Annotated in this window: 16 protein-coding genes and 1 other annotated feature; all 16 genes read right to left on the reverse strand. The window is 40.1% G+C overall.

Annotation, left to right across the window (positions count from 1 at the left end):
- Positions 1 to 155: 155 nt before the first annotated feature.
- Positions 156 to 857 carry a Bax inhibitor-1/YccA family protein gene (locus CBF29_RS06065; protein ID WP_126808479.1) on the reverse strand — a complete coding sequence of 234 codons (702 nt, stop codon included), beginning with the start codon at positions 855 to 857 and terminating at the stop codon, positions 156 to 158.
- 72 nt (positions 858 to 929) lie between these two features.
- Complete coding sequence (gene murC, locus CBF29_RS06070; RefSeq protein WP_126808481.1) at positions 930 to 2,258, reverse strand: UDP-N-acetylmuramate--L-alanine ligase; 1,329 nt, start codon at positions 2,256 to 2,258, stop codon at positions 930 to 932.
- Between the two features lie 147 nt (positions 2,259 to 2,405).
- Positions 2,406 to 3,344: a hypothetical protein gene (locus tag CBF29_RS06075; RefSeq protein ID WP_126808483.1), complete on the reverse strand. Its 939-nt coding sequence runs from the start codon at positions 3,342 to 3,344 to the stop codon at positions 2,406 to 2,408.
- 91 nt (positions 3,345 to 3,435) lie between these two features.
- Positions 3,436 to 3,972 carry a DUF805 domain-containing protein gene (locus CBF29_RS06080; RefSeq protein WP_126808486.1) on the reverse strand — a complete coding sequence of 179 codons (537 nt, stop codon included), beginning with the start codon at positions 3,970 to 3,972 and terminating at the stop codon, positions 3,436 to 3,438.
- Positions 3,973 to 4,028: 56 nt separating this feature from the next.
- Positions 4,029 to 6,680: an alanine--tRNA ligase gene (alaS, locus tag CBF29_RS06085; protein WP_126808488.1), complete on the reverse strand. Its 2,652-nt coding sequence runs from the start codon at positions 6,678 to 6,680 to the stop codon at positions 4,029 to 4,031.
- Positions 6,681 to 7,030: 350 nt separating this feature from the next.
- On the reverse strand, positions 7,031 to 7,957 hold the full coding sequence (locus CBF29_RS06090) for an alpha/beta hydrolase (RefSeq protein ID WP_126808490.1): 927 nt from the start codon (positions 7,955 to 7,957) through the stop codon (positions 7,031 to 7,033).
- Positions 7,958 to 8,023: 66 nt separating this feature from the next.
- Complete coding sequence (gene glmM / locus CBF29_RS06095) at positions 8,024 to 9,382, reverse strand: phosphoglucosamine mutase (RefSeq protein WP_126808492.1); 1,359 nt, start codon at positions 9,380 to 9,382, stop codon at positions 8,024 to 8,026.
- 21 nt (positions 9,383 to 9,403) lie between these two features.
- Positions 9,404 to 10,462, reverse strand: a complete 1,059-nt coding sequence (locus CBF29_RS06100; protein ID WP_170170006.1) for a CdaR family protein — start codon at positions 10,460 to 10,462, stop codon at positions 9,404 to 9,406.
- Positions 10,455 to 11,321, reverse strand: coding sequence for a diadenylate cyclase CdaA (gene cdaA / locus CBF29_RS06105; RefSeq protein ID WP_126808518.1), 867 nt, complete (start codon positions 11,319 to 11,321; stop codon positions 10,455 to 10,457). The genes CBF29_RS06100 and cdaA overlap by 8 nt, the downstream gene beginning before the upstream one ends.
- 175 nt (positions 11,322 to 11,496) lie before the next feature.
- Entirely contained in the window at positions 11,497 to 12,024 is a 528-nt protein-coding gene (locus tag CBF29_RS06110) for a SprT family protein (RefSeq protein ID WP_211334256.1), read from the reverse strand.
- 6 nt (positions 12,025 to 12,030) lie between these two features.
- Positions 12,031 to 14,217, reverse strand: a complete 2,187-nt coding sequence (locus tag CBF29_RS06115; RefSeq protein ID WP_126808496.1) for a Tex family protein — start codon at positions 14,215 to 14,217, stop codon at positions 12,031 to 12,033.
- A gap of 62 nt (positions 14,218 to 14,279) precedes the next feature.
- On the reverse strand, positions 14,280 to 15,014 hold the full coding sequence (locus CBF29_RS06120; RefSeq protein ID WP_126808498.1) for a metallophosphoesterase: 735 nt from the start codon (positions 15,012 to 15,014) through the stop codon (positions 14,280 to 14,282).
- A gap of 196 nt (positions 15,015 to 15,210) precedes the next feature.
- Positions 15,211 to 15,600, reverse strand: a complete 390-nt coding sequence (locus tag CBF29_RS06125; RefSeq protein ID WP_126808501.1) for a DUF1149 family protein — start codon at positions 15,598 to 15,600, stop codon at positions 15,211 to 15,213.
- 364 nt (positions 15,601 to 15,964) lie between these two features.
- Positions 15,965 to 16,807: an amino acid ABC transporter substrate-binding protein gene (locus CBF29_RS06130; RefSeq protein ID WP_126808503.1), complete on the reverse strand. Its 843-nt coding sequence runs from the start codon at positions 16,805 to 16,807 to the stop codon at positions 15,965 to 15,967.
- 11 nt (positions 16,808 to 16,818) lie between these two features.
- The gene (locus CBF29_RS06135) at positions 16,819 to 17,451 is read right to left on the reverse strand and encodes an amino acid ABC transporter ATP-binding protein (RefSeq protein ID WP_126808505.1); all 633 of its coding nucleotides are present in this window, start codon (positions 17,449 to 17,451) and stop codon (positions 16,819 to 16,821) included.
- A 12-nt stretch (positions 17,452 to 17,463) separates the two neighbouring features.
- Positions 17,464 to 18,108: an amino acid ABC transporter permease gene (locus CBF29_RS06140; RefSeq protein WP_126808507.1), complete on the reverse strand. Its 645-nt coding sequence runs from the start codon at positions 18,106 to 18,108 to the stop codon at positions 17,464 to 17,466.
- 47 nt (positions 18,109 to 18,155) lie between these two features.
- Positions 18,156 to 18,394: a binding site (T-box leader), on the reverse strand.
- Between the last annotated feature and the right edge of the window lie 214 nt (positions 18,395 to 18,608).

The raw sequence follows: 18,608 nt of genomic DNA on the forward strand, positions 1-18,608 counted from the left end.
GACTCTTGTTTCACAAATCCATAAAGAAGCAAAATTAGATTTAAAAATAGAGGCTTTCTTCGCTCCTTTCTATTCTAACAAAGTTCTATCTGCTTAAAAAGGAAAAAGAAAAACTGTTTGACCCGAAGCGAGTCAAACAGTAGCCATCAAAAGGATTAGTCTCTGCCGAAAATTCTAATAAATGCCAACAGCAGATTGATAAAATCAAGATAAAGTTGTAGGGCACAAAATATTGCGATGCCGCTCAAGGTTTGCTGATTGCCTTGTGCTTGATAGAAGTATCTTTTAATCATTTGGTTGTCATAAGCAGTCAAACCTGAGAAAATCAAAACAGTTAGAATCGAAAGGAAGAAATCCAATCCTTCACTTCTTAAAAAGATATTTATGACTAGCGCGATAATCACACCGATTAGTGCTGTCAGCATGGCGCGACCCATCACAGATAAATCTTTCTTTGTAAACATACCAATCAATGCCATAGCACCGAAAGTAACAGAAGCTGTCAGAAAGGCCTGTCCAACTGTGTGAATGTCATACATTGCCAAGGTAAAGCTGATTGTTACTCCATTAAGAATCGAATAGGCTACGAAGCCACCCATGGCAGCCGTCGGATTACTGAAAGCTTTCCTGCCTAAAAAGATAACTAAACCAATTTGAGCAATCCATAAAATCATGAAGCCAAATGGAACTGCGGTCAATATTGACGCAATTTGATAAAAGAAAAAGTTGATAACTAGAAATGCTGTGACTGCACTGATGGCAATTCCTATTCCTAAAATCGCATAAACTTTTGAATAAAAGCTCGCTAAAGCAAACTGCTCCTGATCGGATACTTGATTTGTCTTGTAATCATTCATTTAAAACACTCCTTCTTATTTTTCCTTGATAACTCTGAAAAAATCTCACTACGTTAAAAGATAAGCAGCTTTTTACATAATGTTTCTTCTAGTACTTGCCAGAAGAGACTCATACGCTCTTTCAAATTTCTGTACATCGCCGGCTCCCATGAAAATCATCACCGCATCATGGTAATCTAATAAGGGTGAAACATTATTTTCGCTGATTACCGTGCCCCCCTTAGATATTTTTTCTCCAAGGTTTTCAATTTTCACGCTTCCCTGCTGTTCTCTGGCAGACCCGAAAATATCACATAAAAAGACGTGATCAGCCAAATCCAAGGATTCGGCAAAGTCATCCAAAAGTGCAATAGTTCTGGTAAACGTGTGGGGCTGAAAGACTGCTATGATTTCTTTATCAGGATATTTTTGTCTTGCTCCGTCAATCGTCACTTTGATTTCTGCCGGGTGATGCGCATAGTCATCCACGATAATCATGTCACTGACTTTTTTCTCAGTAAAGCGGCGCTTCACCCCGGTAAATGTCAATAATTCCTCAGCGACTTTCTTTTGATCCAAGCCTTCAAGATGGGCGATAGCAATCACCGCTAACGCATTATATACATTGTGCATGCCATATGCAGGCACCTTATACTGACCGATGACTTGACCCTCGCGTTCAACTTCAAAGAAGGAACCCTCGGTGGTCCGCTTGATATTGACAGCCCGGTAATCATTATTGGGACTGGTCCCGTAATAATACACAGGGACTTCCGCCTCTAACTTACGTAAATAATCATCTTCACCATAAGCTACGATGCCTTTTTTTACTTGATGAGCAAATGTTTGAAATGCATCAAACACATCGTCAATACTTTGGTAATAATCAGGATGGTCGAAGTCTACATTAGTTATGATCCCATACTCCGGACTATATGAAAGGAAGTGCCGGCGATACTCGCAGGCTTCAAAAGCAAAAAAGTCTGAATCGGCAACGCCTTGACCTGTACCGTCTCCGATCAAAAAACTCGTGGGTTTGATACCGCTCAAAACATGAGCAAGCAGCCCTGTCGTCGTTGTTTTTCCATGAGAACCAGTCACTGCCACACTGGTAAATTTTTTAATGAAGTCGCCCAAAAAACGGTGATAACGAATCACCTGAAGACCTTTTTTTAATGCTTCCTGTATTTCCCGGTGAGTATCAGGAAAAGCATTGCCCGCAATAATAATCATGTCTTTTTTTATATTTTTTTCATCAAAGGGCAATATTGTTATATTGTTTTTTTCTAATTCACGTTGCGTGAACACATAGTCATCGATATCTGATCCTTGTACCCGGTAGCCTTTTCCATGTAATATCAAGGCTAAAGCGCTCATTCCAGCACCTTTTATCCCTACAAAATGATAAATATTATTCGTCATAAAAGTCCTCTTTCTTAAACCGTTCATAGCATAAGCAAAATTTGATTCGAACTCCATTATGATACATTTTCCTTTTTTTTTCAACACTTAGTACTTTAATGTGACACAAAAAAGTTGAGATAAGCCGAAGCTATCTCAACTGAGCACTTAATCAAAATATTTATTGATCCCTAACTGAGAGCCCTCTTCAGACATAATTCCTGACAAAGACTTTTCCAGACGATTTTTAGTTACGATTTCTTCTTCTCTTTTTTTTCTCTCAATGGCTGGCAACTCGACCGTGTCATTTTTTTTCCCAGTAGTTCCCACAGATTGATTGCCAAAATCACGAGAAGCCACCTCTGGAATCTTGCGCTTTTTTCTAACGACGACTTCTTCAGATGAAGGGGGACGATTTCTGACAGTGTCAAAGCTTTCCTCTTTTGACTTCTGAAAAACTTTATTATCGGTCAATTCGGGTAAATCACTGTCATCTTTACTAGCGAGCATCAAATAACTGGTTTTATTTTTGGTAATCTGATTAGCGATTTCCGCCTTCTTCCAATTTTTATCTAGCCCATCCACTCCATATAATTGCTGAGGAATATTTCTAGGTTTGAATCTTTTTTCAGGGGCAGCAAAACGCGTGCTTGCCAACTTTTCCTCAAGATGACTGCTTTTATCAATTCTTCGGTCGATTTCAGTACGATTCTCACGAGTCAGACTGTCATCTTTGGTCAGAATACTAGGACGATGAGGCTTATTAAAAAGTGAATTCACCGGCTCTTTTTTATGTCCGGTAATTGCCGGGCCCGAATACTGAGTCTTCGAACGGGATAAATCAGGAGCTTCCCAAGTTGAAGCAATGTTCGGTCTAGAAGGTTTTACTTCTTGTTGTACAGGTGCATCACGTTTGATGTCATGTTTAAGAATGTTTTTTTCTTGGTCATAAGTTTCTGGTATTTCTTCACGAAGGGCATTAAAAATCCTAGTTTCCCTTTCTTCCGCAAATAAATAACGGCTGTCTTCATTTATTAACTTGACCCCTTCTTCATCATCGAAGGCAGGGAAGCGAAAGTGCTGGCGTTTATCCGATTGTGGTTTCATACTTGCTCAATCCTTTTTATTTCTTTTCTGCTATAGTGTAACATATTTTTTTCTCTTTAGTAGAAAAAGAAGCCCGATTCTGGCTCCTTTTCTATGGTTTGACTCGTAAAAAGAATTTTTTCACATCATTATCCGTACTTCTTGCGAACAAAGTATCCGTCGGCAACACGGCCAAAATAAACTCAAAAACCATCAAAGCATAGGAAACCAAAGAAATTATTGTATTACCGTTTCCCCCTCTGGGCAGCAGATATCCCGCAATCAGTAAGAGCACAATCCCTGAGCCTGTCATGCCCGCATCCCGATAACGTCTGACTGTCAATGTCAGCATGGGTAGGATTGTCCCCAAAACAAACAGCATATAGATCAACCCTAATAATCCAGTGCCTAGCATTGTATTAAGAAAAAACTGCTCAACATTGTTCGAAGCGATGCTTGAAGCATTAGAAGAAAATAGAAATATCAAAAATATTATCAAAAAAGAAATGTGCACTAACAAATACATTAAAAGTGCCCACCAAAAACCTGCTCTGGTAGTCCTTCCTTTAAAATCAACGTAGCCTTTAAAAAAATCACTAACTGCTTGCCCGAAACTTACTTTTCCGGGTTTTTGTTCAATTCTTGCCATAATCTGTTTGTCTCCTTTTAGTCTAAACAATTTTACATACAGTAGTTATATAGAGGCTATTTTTCTTTCAGCCAATTTTCTACTTCTGCCAAAGCGTCTATCATTCCTGCCGGATTTTTCCCTCCAGCTTGCGCCATGTCAGGACGACCGCCGCCGCCACCGCCGATAAGGGGTGCAATAGCTTTTATCAAGTCCCCCGCACGAAGACCCCGGTCATTCATTTCTTTCGTCATAGCTACCAGCAAATTAGCTTTCCCATCTTGAACGATTCCAAGAACCAGAACATCCGAAACCGCATTTTGTTTCCACTGATCTGCCAGCTGACGTAATTGGTTCATATTTTTTACATGAGCTTCTTTAGCAATGAAACGAATGCCGTTAACTTCTGACACCTCTGCAAAAATATCTTTTGCTTCCTGATTGGCCAATTTAGCCGCCAGTGTTTCGATGTCACGCTGGGCTTCTTTTAGTTGTTCCTGCAATTGTTCCACCCGGTTGACCGCTTGTTTCAACTGAGGAGCTTTAACAATCTGTGCCACTTCTTTCAGCTGCTGCTCTTCTTCATGGAAAACATCGTAAGCTTCTTTACTGGTCACAGCTTCGATTCGGCGAATGCCTGCTCCAATACCTGATTCTGATAAAATTTTCAAAATGCCGATTTCACTCGTGTTTTTTACATGGGTTCCTCCGCACAGTTCCAGTGAATAATCTCCGATTTTTACGACTCGAACGTCCGATCCGTATTTTTCACCAAACAATGCCATAGCGCCCATATTTTTTGCAGTGTCAATGTCTGTTTCAATCGTCTCCACCGGCAGGCTTTCCCAAATTTTCTGATTGACAATATGTTCCATTTCTTCCAACTCCGCTTTAGTTACCTGTCCGAAGTGAGTAAAGTCAAAACGAAGATAGCCCGGAGCAACTAGAGAACCCGCTTGGTTTGCATGAATCCCTAACACATCTTTTAAGCTTTGATGAAGCAAATGCGTGGCCGTATGATTTTTCAGAATCCGATTGCGTCTATTTTTGTCTACTTCCAGCACATAGCGTTCCCCGACTTTTAACGGTTTTAGAACAATGAGTTTGTGCAACGGTTGTCCATTTGGAGCTTTTTTCACATCAGTAACTTTTGCAACGATGTCGTTGCTCTGATTATAGATGACCCCAGTATCGAAAATCTGTCCTCCCATTTCAGCATAGAAAGGTGTCACTTCAAACATCGCATCGGCAACAACTTCTTCCGCTGGCAGCAACTCCTCTACCTTTTCATTATCATGGAGTAAAACTGTCAAAGGACTTTCTATTTTCAAGGTATCATAACCGACAAATTCACTTGCTGTTTGAATGTCTGTAAACAAACCGGATTGAATCGTCATCGAAGCAGCATCACTTCGAGCCGCCCGTGCCCTTTCACGTTGCGCTTCCATTTCCTTCTCAAACCCTGCATCATCTACTTCAAACCCTGCTTCTTCAGCGATTTCCTTTGTTAATTCCACTGGGAAACCGTATGTGTCGTATAATTTGAACATATCTTTCCCAAGAATCATCGTCTTATTTTTTTCTTTTAAATCTTCCAAAATCCCAGATAAAATCTGCAGTCCTTCATTGATGGTTTCATGGAATCTTTCTTCTTCTGTTTTGATGACTTTGGCAATAAAATCCTGCTGGGCTAAAATTTCCGGATAGAAGCTTTCCATGATTTTACCCACGACTGGTACTAGTTGATACATAAACGGGCGATTGATACCAAGCTTCTTTCCGTGTCTTACCGCACGTCGCAGCAAACGACGCAACACATAACCTCTGCCCTCATTTGAAGGCAATGCACCATCACCAATCGCAAAGGTTACCGCACGAATATGATCAGCAATCACTTTAAAAGAAACATCTGTCTCTTTTTCTTTACCATAAGAAAAGCCATCGCTCAATTTTTCCGTCGCCTGAATGATTGGCATGAATAAATCTGTTTCAAAATTTGTCGGGGTGTTTTGAATTACTGACACCAATCGTTCTAATCCTAACCCTGTATCAATATTTTTATGAGGCAGCGGTTCGTACTGACCGTCTTCTGTCCGATTGAATTCAGAGAAAACCAGATTCCAAATTTCCAAGTACCGTTCATTTTCTCCTCCGGCATAATTTTCCGGATCGTCTTCAGCTAAATCATTGAATGCCTGTCCTCGGTCATAAAATATTTCTGAGTTTGGTCCGCATGGGCCCACACCAATCTCCCAAAAATTATCTTCAATATCGATGACTCGCTCTTCTGCCAAGCCGATAATCTCTTGCCAAACACGGCGAGCTTCGTGGTCGTCAGGATGAACGGTAACATATAATTTGTCGGGAGCAAATCCTAACCACTTTTTATCTGTTAAAAACTCCCAAGCCCATCTAATGGCTTCTTCTTTAAAATAATCTCCGATTGAAAAATTCCCTAACATTTCAAACATAGTATGATGACGAGCTGTTTTCCCGACATTTTCGATATCATTTGTTCGAATGCTTTTTTGAGCGTTGACGATTCTCGGGTTTTTGGGAACGATAGTACCGTCAAAATATTTTTTCAATGTTGCTACACCGGAATTGATCCACAGCAACGTGGGATCGTCTACCGGCACTAGGGAAGCGCTAGGCTCTACACTATGCCCTTTTTCTTTAAAAAAATCTAAAAACATCTGACGCACGTCACTACTTGATAACTGTTTCATGATAACTTGTTCTCCTTCATTCTCTTAATTTCACATCCAAATATTACCACCACATAAACCACTCGGTAAAAATAAAAAAACACCCCTGCAGAACAAGGACGACATACGCGCGGTACCACCTCGTTTGCAATGATGTTAACTAGTTTCATTACCTCTTAAAATCCTTAACGCGGAAATTAGACGGAAATAGTTTCCTATTTCAACAACAAGGGAGCATTTATAAGTGAATTGGTTTTTTTCGCAGCTATCAAAAAACTCTCTGAACAATTCGTCCTTAAAAACATATCCTTGCGACTAGTAGTATACTGAAAGCACGCTGAAAAGTCAATATTTGCATACGAAATTCCAATTTATTTCAGATAACGGCTGATAAAATTTCCTAACTGTTTTTCGTAGTTTTCCGGCGCCTTTTTTAAACTCTCGGCGTGACCGGCTCCTTCGACTAGCCATAATTCTTTAGGCCCTTGTGCCGCATCGTATAAAGAATGAACCATTTCCGTTGGAACAAATGTATCTTCTGTCCCGTGAATGAACAAAGTCGGCAATTTATTTTTCTTCAACTGTTTAACCGCATCTGCTTCATAAAAATTGTAACCCGTCTTCAAATCTGTATAGACAGAGGTTAATGGAATCAGTGGAAAGGAAGGCAGATGAAACATTTCTTTTAATTGATAGCTTAATTCATTTTTGACCGACGTGTAGCCGCAGTCTTCCACGATTATTTTAACTTGCTCGGGCAGTTTTTCTCCTGAGCCCATCATTACAGTTGATGCCCCCATGCTGACACCGAACAACATAACATCCACATCCTTGGAGTATCGCTTAACCAGCTGGGAAGTCCAATCAATCAGATCTAATCTTTCATCCCAGCCAAAGCCGATATAATTACCTTCACTTTGACCATGTCCTCTAGCGTCAGGCAAAAAAATATCCCATCCCATTTCAAAAATCATTTTTGCATATTCCTTCATATAGGTCGAGTCACTGCCATAGCCATGGGCGATGACAGCTAGTTTTTTATGTTGTTCTTTGTGCTGAAAGTAAGTGCCCTTTAGCTTTAATCCATCTCTTGCTTCCAGAGACAAGGTCTCTGGTGCCTGCTCTGCAAAAGTCCAGTGATCAAACGCAGCACCGCCACTTCCCGTTGCCTCACTTTGGCTGATAAAATCTTTTTTACCCGTCGCGATAGCGTAGCGGTATAAATAGTCTACTCCCCACCCTACCGCACCTAACATCAAAACTCCAACAGTGCCTGAAATATACCAGATACGTTTCATTTGCTTCACATCCTCTTCTTAACAATAAAAAGTCCGCTCATTTCTGAACCGACTTTTACGTTTTGATTAATCTGCACCAACTTCTAATTTGACTACGTCGGCAATTTTATTTACATAGTATTCAACTTTTTCTACCGTTGGCGCCTCCGCCATCACTCGCAACAATGGTTCAGTACCTGATGGTCTCACGAGGATACGCCCATTGCCGTTCATTTCCTCTTCTGCTTCTGCAATAGTCTTATTAATCAATTCATTGTTAAGGGCTTCTTCTTTATTCTTGACTTTGATATTGACTAATTTTTGCGGATATTCTTGGATTTCATCTGCCAATTCTGACAATTTTTTTCCAGTTGTTTTCATGACATTCAGTAGTTGAATACCAGAAAGCAAACCATCTCCTGTTGTATTATAATCTAGAAAAACAATATGTCCAGATTGTTCGCCGCCAAAATTATAATCGTTTTTCCGCATCTCCTCAACCACATAGCGGTCCCCCACTTGAGTCGCTAAAGCTACCATACCAGCGGCTTCCACCGCTTTATGAAACCCTAAGTTGCTCATGACAGTAGAAACAATTGTTTGTTTTTTCAGTTTTCCTTGGGATAGCAAATGTTTACCGCAAATATACATAATCTTATCCCCATCAATGATTTGCCCTTTTTCATCTACTGCGATTACCCGGTCCCCGTCCCCGTCAAAAGCTAAACCAACATCTGCTTCTTTTTCAAGAACAAACGCCGCTAAAGCTTCCGGATGGGTGGAGCCAACCTTGTCATTGATATTAATCCCATTAGATTTTGTACCCATAGTGTAAAAATCTGTTTCCAAATCTGCAAACAAGCGGTTGACAACGGTAGAAGTCGCACCATTTGCTGCATCTAAACACACACTCAAACCTGATAAGTTGCCTTCAATTGAATTGGTCAAAAATTGTGAATATTTCAGCAAACCTTCCGGATAATCTTCCAATGTTCCCAATCCGTCAGCAGAAGGCCGCGGCAAGTTGTCTTCGTCAGCGTCCAACAATGCCTCAATCTCCAATTCCTCTTCGTCGGCTAATTTAAACCCATCTGGGCCAAAAAATTTGATACCATTATCTTCAGCCGGATTGTGGGAAGCAGAAATCATGATACCTGCATCTGCTTTTTGCAGTCTAGTCAGATAAGCAACTGCGGGAGTAGAAATAACGCCCAGCTGGAAAACTTCGATACCAACAGACATCAGTCCTGCCAATAACGCTTGCTCAAGCATTTCTCCTGAAATACGTGTATCCCGTCCTACTAAGACCTTGGGCTTGCTTCCTCCGTTTTGATGGTGCTGCACTAAAACGTACCCGCCGCAACGTCCTAATTTAAATGCTAGTTCCGGTGTCAGTTCTTTATTAGCAACCCCTCTGACCCCATCTGTTCCAAAATATTTTCCCATTATTAATTTCCACCTTACTTTTTAATCTGATGAACTTTTACTTTTCTCAGTTGATGTTTTACTTCTTCCATTGGTCGAACCATTCTTTTCTTTATCCGACGAACTCGTTTCTGAATTTTTTTCTGCCAGCTTAGGTGTCACGGTAATCCTAACCGTTGCCGGATTGAATTTGACATTATTGATTTCTTCAATCGAATAAGTATTCGTCGCTGTTTCAGTGATCGTGCTCGTATCCACAAGAGCGACCACCTCATCAATCTTATCGATGATTTCTCTTGGACCTGTGATTTCTACATTTTGTGTTTCACTAGTGAACGTATAACTTTCTATGCCCTCGGGGATTTTTCCAGACTGTTTGATTACCAAAGGCACTGTCTTCATTGGTGCAATCACATTAAGACTGACCATCACTGCCGAAGGATTGGCGATCACATTGAGCATATTTCCTTGAGCATCAATCGCATAGACATCCAAACGACTAGAAAAATCTGAAGATATTTGCTGATCCTGATCGATAGAGACCAAGACATCAGTGATGCTTTTGATCGTTTCCTCACCAGCAGTGATTTCCACTTCTGACGGGGAAATGCTAGTCTCTTCAATCGTGTAGCCGTTCTTCAATAAATCATCATGAATTCTGACATTCACAGGAAACGTCTTTGTGACCCTTTTTTCCAATTTCACGCTCACTTTGGGATCTTTCAGTTCTGCTTTCACCCCGCTTGTCAAATTTTTCACTTCAACTTCTACTTCATAAGTTCCCGGCTGCCGATTGGTTAAATCAGCTTCCAAAACAAATTTTCTCGTTTGTTCATTGGTCTCGGTGTCGAGTAACAAGCGATTCGTACTGCTCAAGTAAACAGTCGTTGTTTCCTGAGAGCCCGAGACAAAATATTGACTGTCATCGTAAACTAATTTGATTGGCACATCATTGACCACTGCCTCAAGAGGACGTAAAGTGGAATGATTCTCTTCCTGTGAAAACAGTCCGCTTGGAAAATTAGCATTAAAAAATAAAAGGAGTGCAAAAGCCAGAGCTAACAGAGCAGTAAATTTATTGCTGGAAGTCACTTTATTCATCTTTGTTCGCCCCCTTTGTAAAACCATCTACAAAGTATTTCATCAAGCCCTCTGGTTCTTCTTCAGTCCCGATGAGTTCCGTATTCAAAATCGACAAATATTCTTCAGGCGTTAGGGAGGAGTTCAAACGTCCTGCTCGGGCGATACTGACATCTCCGGTTTCTTCAGACACGACCACGGTAATCGAATCTGTCACTTCGCTAATACCGATTGCCGCCCGATGTCTGGTGCCGAATTCTTTTGGAATCTGGTCATTTTCTGATAGCGGAAGATAGGCAGAGGCCGCTGCCACTTTATTACGTCTGATAATCACCGCACCGTCATGCAAAGGTGTGTTAGGGATAAAAATGTTGATTAGCAGCTCCCCAGAAATAGTGGCATTCAGAGGTATTCCGGTCTCTATATATTCAGCTAGACCTGTCTGTCTCTCAATGGTGATTAAAGCTCCAATTTTCCTTTTAGACATGTATTGAATCGCATGGTCTAGGCTGTTAATCATATTGGTTTTATCTTTTTGTGCATGACGCGTTTTTCTTTGGAAAATAGCCCCTCTGCCAATATGCTCTAATCCTCTGCGGATTTCCGGCTGGAAAATGACGATCGAAGCTATCACACCATAATTGATTACTTGCTCCATGATCCACGACACTGTGTTTAAACCGATCATATCACTAATGGCGCGAACGATTAAAATGATGGCAATCCCTTTGAGTACTTCAACTGCTTTAGTGCCTTTAATCAAAATCAACAATTTATAGATTAAATACCAAACAACTAAAATATCAAAAATGCCGACAATAAAGCTTTTGGAAAATATATATTGATAGAGAATATCTTTTATATCTTGCAGTGTGATCATTAATGTTAAGTTCAACAAATTTATATTCTCCCCTTTTTGCTTAATTTATGTTACTTAGTATACCACAATTCAAAACATCCTACCCAAAAAATTTCCTGTCTAAGATCAGCAGTCATCATCGATAAAGCTCTTTTCTTTTAAAGTAACGGTCAAAAGCAAAGAAGCTCAACAAAATCTAAAGATTTTGCCAAGCTTCTTTTTTTCTCTCTTTAACTAAGTTCAGTCTGCCGCCGCAAGGACAACAATATTTTTCAACACTCATGCGTCGTTTTCTAGGGTAGACCTTTTCACACACCAAGCACTGATAGATGAATTTTCGGATGTGATTTTCTTGTGTCAAAGGCCGTACGAAGCGACTGCCCCCAGTTTTTTTTAATAGCTCTTTGAATGTTTGATCTCTATGCTGATACCCTTGGCCACTCAAATGCAAATGATAGTGGCACAACTCATGAATAATCACATCAATCAGTTCAGTCCAACCGTATTTTTCAAATACACGGGGATTGATATCAATATGGTGATCATTGAGATGATATCTGCCGCCAGTAGTTTGGAGCCGTCCATTGAAAAAAGCACTGTGGTAAAATTCTTTACCGAAACATCTGAGTGAGACGGTTTTGACTAGCTCTTGCAATTCGGCATTTCCCAAATTAGGGAGTGTGTTACAATAATGCTCAAAAAAAACTTCATCAGATTTCAGCATGTGTAATCAACCTTCTTCAGGTGACACTAAACTTAGAGCAATGCGTTGTTTTTTCAAATCTACTTCTTCAATCCACACGGTCACCACGTCGCCGACTGCAACAATATCTGTCGGGTGCTTTACGAAACGGTGACTCATTTTGGATATATGGACCAAACCGTCGTGCTTGACGCCAATATCAATAAAAGCGCCAAAGTCCACAACATTGCGGACAATTCCCTCTAGTTTCATGCCAATCTTCAAATCTTCCATGGACAAAACATCTTTTCTTAAAAGGGGTGCAGGCATCTCTTCACGCATGTCTCGTCCCGGTTGTTTGAGAGCGGCCACGATGTCTTCCAACGTCGCCAAACCTACCGATAATTTTTCTGCCAACAGTGGCAGCGATAATTTTTCCAATTGTATTTTGCCCTCATCCGTTCCTAAATCTGCTAAAGTAAGTCCTGCTTCATCCAAAACTTTTTGTGCCGTCTCATAACTTTCAGGATGGATACCGGTGTTGTCGAAAATGTTTTTCCCGCCGGTGATTCGCATAAAGCCTACTGCCTGTTCGTAAGCTTTGGGCCCAAGTCGAGGGACTTTTTTAAATTGATTACGGGCAGTAAAAGCGCCATTTTCTTCACGGTAAGCAAAGATATTTTGTGCCGTAGTTTTATTTAGGCCTGACACGTGCTGCAACAACTGTGGACTGGCCGTATTCACATTGACTCCCACTTGGTTGACCGCTGTTTCAACAACAAAGTCCAATTGTTCTGCCAAACGCTTCTGTGCCACGTCATGCTGGTATTGTCCCACACCCACCGCTTTAGGGTCGATTTTGACTAATTCAGCCAGCGGGTCTTGCAGACGGCGGGCGATACTGACGGCACTTCTTTCTTCTACTTGCAAGTCTGGAAATTCTTGTCGTGCCGCATCGCTGGCAGAATAAACTGAAGCGCCTGCTTCATTAACGATCAGATAATAAACTGGACGGTTGATTTCTCGTAAGTTTTCAGCCACAAATAATTCCGATTCACGGCTGGCAGTACCGTTGCCGATCGCAACAGTTTCCACTTGATAAGTAGTAACAAGTTCCTTGAAGCGTTCGGCAGCCGCCGCCCGTTTCCCCTGATTTGCCGGTTTGTGCGGATAAATCACATCAATCGCCAAAACTTTTCCTGTACCATCCACGATGGCTAGTTTACACCCTGTACGGTAAGCCGGGTCAAATCCCATGACAACTTTATTTTTTAACGGAGGCTGCAACAATAAATTCCGTAAGTTCTCACCAAAAATAGCAATGGCCTGTTCATCAGCCTTCTCAGTCAATTCGTTACGAATTTCCCGTTCTATAGCTGGTTTGATAAACCTTTTATAGCTATCTTGGTAGGCTTGCCGTACATAAGAAGCAGTCACACTTTCACTGCGTTTTCCGATAAGCTGTTTATCAAAATAATCCATCACTTTTTCTTCTGGGACAACCAGCTCGACTTTTAAAATCCCTTCCTTTTCACCACGGTTCATAGCTAAAATCCGATGAGACACTACCGTACTGATTTTTTCCTGAAAATCATAATACATTTCAAAAATCTTTTTTTCATCTTCTTCGGCATTTTTTTCTGTGCTGACGATTTCTCCATTCTGATAAGTAAATCGGCGGATCCACTGTCGGTATTTTGGCTCATCTCCAATAATCTCAGCCATGATTTCATGTGCCCCGTCCAAAGCTTCTTCCGCAGTTGATACTTCCAGTTCTTCATTGATATACTGCTCGGCTTCATCAGCCGCCTCGCCAGTTTCCGGCAGCGAAAACAACCATTGTGCTAAAGGTTCCAGCCCTTTTTCTTTGGCAATCGTTGCTTTCGTACGACGCTTTTGCTTATAAGGCCGGTAAATGTCTTCAAGACCCTGCATTGTTGCCGTTTGAAGAATGTCCTTCTTCAATTCAGGCGTTAATTTCCCTTGCTCTTCAATCAGACGAATGATTTCGTCACGACGTTTAATTAGATTGGTTAAATAGAGATGTCTTTCTTCGATTTGACGAATTGCCACCTCATCTAAACTGCCTGTCATCTCTTTACGATAACGGGCAATAAAGGGAACTGTATTTCCTTCTCCCAATAACTCTAGTACTTTTTTTATTTGACTAGGTCGATAGTCTTTTAACTCATTTATCAATAATGTGATTACTTGCTCTTTTTTTTCTTCCGACATATCTGGTGCCCCTTTATCTCAATTTAAAACTCTCGTACTATCCTATCATAACTTTTCACTGTTTAAAAATCAGGCCGCCAGCCGCCCTCATTGTTCTGGATTTCAATATCTTGAATAATTCCTTTGTCAGAAAAAACAACACCGTGAATAGACCCGCCATAGACACCACCACCGTCCATCCCGATTTTTTGATCCTGCTGCCAAAGTTTCGTGACCGAGTTGTCTACAAATAGATTTTGAACAGGCGTATGACCAAAAACAATCGTCTTTCCTGTATTGTTTTTTCCTGTATGAAATGGCTCGCGAATCCAGACAAAATCTCTCTTTGATGTATGACGCCAATCTTTCAACTCTAAATTGACCCCTGCATGAGCAAAGATATAGTCGTACCATTCATAGTAAAGAGGCAGTTCTTTTAAAAACTTGACAAGGTCCTTATATCTTGAGTGGATCATCATGCTAATTTCCGTTGCCGAGTACTCTTTAGTGGCACCTTCATGAAGTAAAGAATCAATCGTATATCTTCCGCCATTCAGCAGGTAGTTAAAAAAGTAGTCTTCAGGATCGTTCAAGAAACTCAAAAACAAATCTTCATGATTGCCCATTAGATAAATCCCATGATATTTTTCTGCCAATTCTTTTCCGAGCAGTAAGCACTGTTTACTGTTGAACCCCCGATCTAACAAGTCCCCCATTAGCACAAGCTGATGCATTTTGGGGTCAAAATCAGCCAGCAGCTGACGAAATATTTTTTCTTCCCCGTGAATATCCCCGATTGCGTAGACATAAGGCTTCATCGGTCTCTTCCTTTCTATTTTCAAACAAAAGAGTTATTTCTAAAAATAACGAACCCATAAGAATTTATTCCTGATGTAGTTTAATAAGATTTGGTTTTCTTTTAAGTCCACTGAATTAAGCGATAAAATTCTGCCATGGATTTTCTACGGTTCTCCTTGATGCCAACTACTGAAAAGATGTCATTGATTGGCAACTCTATTGCTTTGATTCACTTTCAAAATTCAATTTCAATCCCGGTCGGTCCAAGGCTATCTCGGTCACTTCATAAGTCAGCCTTTCGATAATTGAAAACAACGGACGAACTAACTCATTAACCTCTTCTTGGCTCAAGTCAGTGTTAGCTTCAATCGTTCGGTCGGTCACTGTCACCAGCTGTCTCACCGCACCTGTAAGAACAAATTCTTCAAAAGCAATCTTAAAAACCACACGTATACCCAACACACTGTTTTTATCCGCAGGAAAATCCGGCTGCCCAGACATATCGATTGGATTAACTTCTACCCTGATTTCATTTTCTGCTTTTGTATTTTGATTCATGTCGTAATGAAAAGCTTCTACGAACTCCGGTTGACGTACAATATTCATAAATACCTCCTGCAAATAATTTTTATCTTTTTTAAAATTATACCAACATATATTTTTTGAGACCGGTCTAAGATTATCAATTATTTGATGAATGCTCTATTACCGTTGGAAATTCTCATCAATTCACTTTGATACCTAGACCTTTTTTGTTCCTGCTTCCTATACGTTCAAATCAATTTTTTATACTATTTATTGTAACACAAAGGCTTTAAGTGAGTCTAAACCCATGAAATTTTTTATTATTTCTATTTTATATTTTAAACTATGCCATACAAAAAAAGTTTGGCGGAGCAATAAAGAATGCCCATCCAAACTTTTCAATGTGAGTTATTCACCTAACGTTCAAATCACAGTTGTATCAAATTTACTGTGGCAAAATCCGGTCTTCGCCAAACCATTTTTCGCTAATCTCTTTTGATTTCCCTTCATCATATAAATCCTTTAACGCCCCATTGATTTTTTTCAAAGTTTCCTTGTCGCCTTTTCTTAAACCGACCGCAAAATTTTCCTGTTCAAATTCACTTGGTGCAACCACATAATCCTCGCTGTTATCTTGTTGCGCGATATAATATTCTGCAAACACCTTGTCAATGACCAGCCCTTGAATTCTGCCCGCTTCCAAATCTAAGAAAGCTTCTGTAAAGGTCGGGTATAGAATCGGCTCTTGATCTTTGATGATATCCTTTAATAACTCAGGGAAATTCTCAATCGATTCCGCACCACTTGACCCTTCCTGTGCTCCTAAGACCTTGTCTTTCATTTCTGAGAAATTTTGTACGTTGTCTTTTTTCATTGACACGATATCTTGCTCGTTAATCAAATAATAATTACTAAAGGCCACTTTTTTCTCACGCTCTTCTGTAACTGTATAGCCATTCCAAATCGCATCGATTGTGCCATTTTCCAATTCAGATTCTTTCATTGACCAATCAACTGGCTGAAATTCTACTTCAATGTCCAGCTTTTCACCCACCGCATTGGCCAAGTCAATATCAAAACCGACCAGCTCATTATTTTCATCTCTAAATCCCATCGGAACAAATGTGTCATCTACTCCGACAACAATTTTACCTGCGGCTTCGATTTCCGCCCAATCAGTCAATTTTTCTTTCTTGCCGCCCTCTTTTTTGTCTGAACCGCCACACCCGACAGCTAACAGTAAAGCAGCCCCCAACACTAACGTCCAAACAATATTTTTCTTTTTCATCCTATTTCCTCCTATCCAATTGAAGCAACTTCAATTAATTGATTTGCAATTTTTTTAGCAAAATCATGGTCATGGGTCACCACGATTTGTATGATGCCTTCTTCTTTCAAACTTAAAATATTTTGTGCCACACTATCCCTCAAACTCGGGTCAAGTGCACTTGTTGGCTCATCATAGCACAGGACTTTCGGTCTCATCAGCAGGGCCCTTGCAATAGCTACCCTTTGCTTTTGTCCGCCAGAAAGTTGATACGGGTAATGATTTTTTCGTTCAATCAAATCCAGTTTTTCTAAAATTTCTTCCGCTTTTTCTTGCGCCTCCCCTTTATTTTCTTTCGTTACCAACATCGGTGCCAATGTAAGGTTTTCCATAACAGACAGATGGGGAAACAAATTAAAATCCTGAAAAACAACACCTATTTGACTCCCGCTATGCTGATTGATTGGATCGATCAGCTCATTCTCCAACCAAATTTCCCCAGCATCCATTTCCTCCAATCCGCTGATACATCTCAATAAAGTTGTTTTTCCTCCTCCAGAAGGACCAACTAAACAAACGATTTCTCCTTTGTTGACTTTAAAAGAAAAATTATCTAAAACTTTTTTTTGATAAAAGGATTTTGTAATATTTTTAACCTCGAGCATTTCTTTCTCTCCCTATTTGTAATAGCTCAGTTTCTTTTCTCCGAGCTTCAAAAGCAGTGTGACGATGCCGGTCAGAATCAAATAAATAATCCCCACATCAATCAGAGGAATGATACTGGCTTCGCGCTGCATAGCAATCCGCCCGACCTTCATTACCTCACTCAAGCCTAGAGCGTAGACCAAAGAAGTATCTTTAATTAATGTAATGACTTCATTCCCTACGGATGGATATACAATTTTTATCACCTGAGGAATAATAATTTTTCTAATCATCTGAATTTTTGACAAACCTAGAACCTTAGCCGCCTCATACTGTCCCTTGGGAATTGCTTGAATCCCGCCACGGAAGATTTCGGCAAAGTAAGCTGAATAATTAACGATAAATGCTAAAAGAACTGCTAACAGCCTGTCTTGAATTGTTAGACCAATTAATGGAAATCCAAAAAAAACAAAAATCATCTGAAGTAGCAAAGGTGTCCCTCGAATAACCCAAATAAAAGTATTGATAAGAACGGTCACTGGTTTGAAACGACTCACTGCTGCCAAACCAATCAATAAGCCTAAAGGCAAAGAACAAACCAAAGTCATCATAAAAACTTGTAAAGTCGTTTTAACTCCTTCCATCAGAGCTGGTATTACTTTTATTGCTATATCCATTTTTTCTCCCCCTCAAAAATTAAAAAGTCCTCTTGGCTAATAAAAGCCAAGAGGACGCAAGTTTACGTGGTGCCACCTCTGTTCGTTTTTATTTCACAATAAAAACCTCAAACAGTCTACAACTGATTGCTTTAACGGGCAAACCGATTTTTCTTACTAGACAATAGACTCATTCAGAAAAACAACTCAGAGGTGTGTTCACTCAGGGGTCTTTACTTCCTTTCCAGCACCGGAAGCTCTCTTTGAAAGATTAGCCTGAATTACTTGTCCTATTCACTGCTTTTTTCTAATGTAATTTTAATCAATTTATCATATATTAAGGGATTCGTCAACTGTTAATTGCTTTTTGTCTCCAAATTCCACTTTAATTAATCCTGAATTTTTCATACTTCAACCTTTAAAAGTTTTTCTTCCACTTCTTGTGGTGAAAAGTGGAAGAAAAAATTATTTTTCAACTTAGTAGGATAAAATCTGATAAAAATTTAAGGAAGCTGGATTCT

Source organism: Vagococcus elongatus, from assembly GCF_003987645.1.
Lineage (GTDB): Bacteria > Bacillota > Bacilli > Lactobacillales > Vagococcaceae > Vagococcus_A > Vagococcus_A elongatus.

Excerpts from the sequence above, each read along its gene's own strand:
- CBF29_RS06065 (WP_126808479.1), bottom strand. The coding sequence starts at position 857 with ATGAATGATTACAAGACAAATCAAGTATCCGATCAGGAGCAGTTTGCT.
- murC (WP_126808481.1), bottom strand. The coding sequence starts at position 2,258 with ATGACGAATAATATTTATCATTTTGTAGGGATAAAAGGTGCTGGAATG.
- CBF29_RS06075 (WP_126808483.1), bottom strand. The coding sequence starts at position 3,344 with ATGAAACCACAATCGGATAAACGCCAGCACTTTCGCTTCCCTGCCTTC.
- CBF29_RS06080 (WP_126808486.1), bottom strand. The coding sequence starts at position 3,972 with ATGGCAAGAATTGAACAAAAACCCGGAAAAGTAAGTTTCGGGCAAGCA.
- alaS (WP_126808488.1), bottom strand. The coding sequence starts at position 6,680 with ATGAAACAGTTATCAAGTAGTGACGTGCGTCAGATGTTTTTAGATTTT.
- CBF29_RS06090 (WP_126808490.1), bottom strand. The coding sequence starts at position 7,957 with ATGAAACGTATCTGGTATATTTCAGGCACTGTTGGAGTTTTGATGTTA.
- glmM (WP_126808492.1), bottom strand. The coding sequence starts at position 9,382 with ATGGGAAAATATTTTGGAACAGATGGGGTCAGAGGGGTTGCTAATAAA.
- CBF29_RS06100 (WP_170170006.1), bottom strand. The coding sequence starts at position 10,462 with ATGAATAAAGTGACTTCCAGCAATAAATTTACTGCTCTGTTAGCTCTG.
- cdaA (WP_126808518.1), bottom strand. The coding sequence starts at position 11,321 with ATGATCACACTGCAAGATATAAAAGATATTCTCTATCAATATATATTT.
- CBF29_RS06110 (WP_211334256.1), bottom strand. The coding sequence starts at position 12,024 with ATGCTGAAATCTGATGAAGTTTTTTTTGAGCATTATTGTAACACACTC.
- CBF29_RS06115 (WP_126808496.1), bottom strand. The coding sequence starts at position 14,217 with ATGTCGGAAGAAAAAAAAGAGCAAGTAATCACATTATTGATAAATGAG.
- CBF29_RS06120 (WP_126808498.1), bottom strand. The coding sequence starts at position 15,014 with ATGAAGCCTTATGTCTACGCAATCGGGGATATTCACGGGGAAGAAAAA.
- CBF29_RS06125 (WP_126808501.1), bottom strand. The coding sequence starts at position 15,600 with ATGAATATTGTACGTCAACCGGAGTTCGTAGAAGCTTTTCATTACGAC.
- CBF29_RS06130 (WP_126808503.1), bottom strand. The coding sequence starts at position 16,807 with ATGAAAAAGAAAAATATTGTTTGGACGTTAGTGTTGGGGGCTGCTTTA.
- CBF29_RS06135 (WP_126808505.1), bottom strand. The coding sequence starts at position 17,451 with ATGCTCGAGGTTAAAAATATTACAAAATCCTTTTATCAAAAAAAAGTT.
- CBF29_RS06140 (WP_126808507.1), bottom strand. The coding sequence starts at position 18,108 with ATGGATATAGCAATAAAAGTAATACCAGCTCTGATGGAAGGAGTTAAA.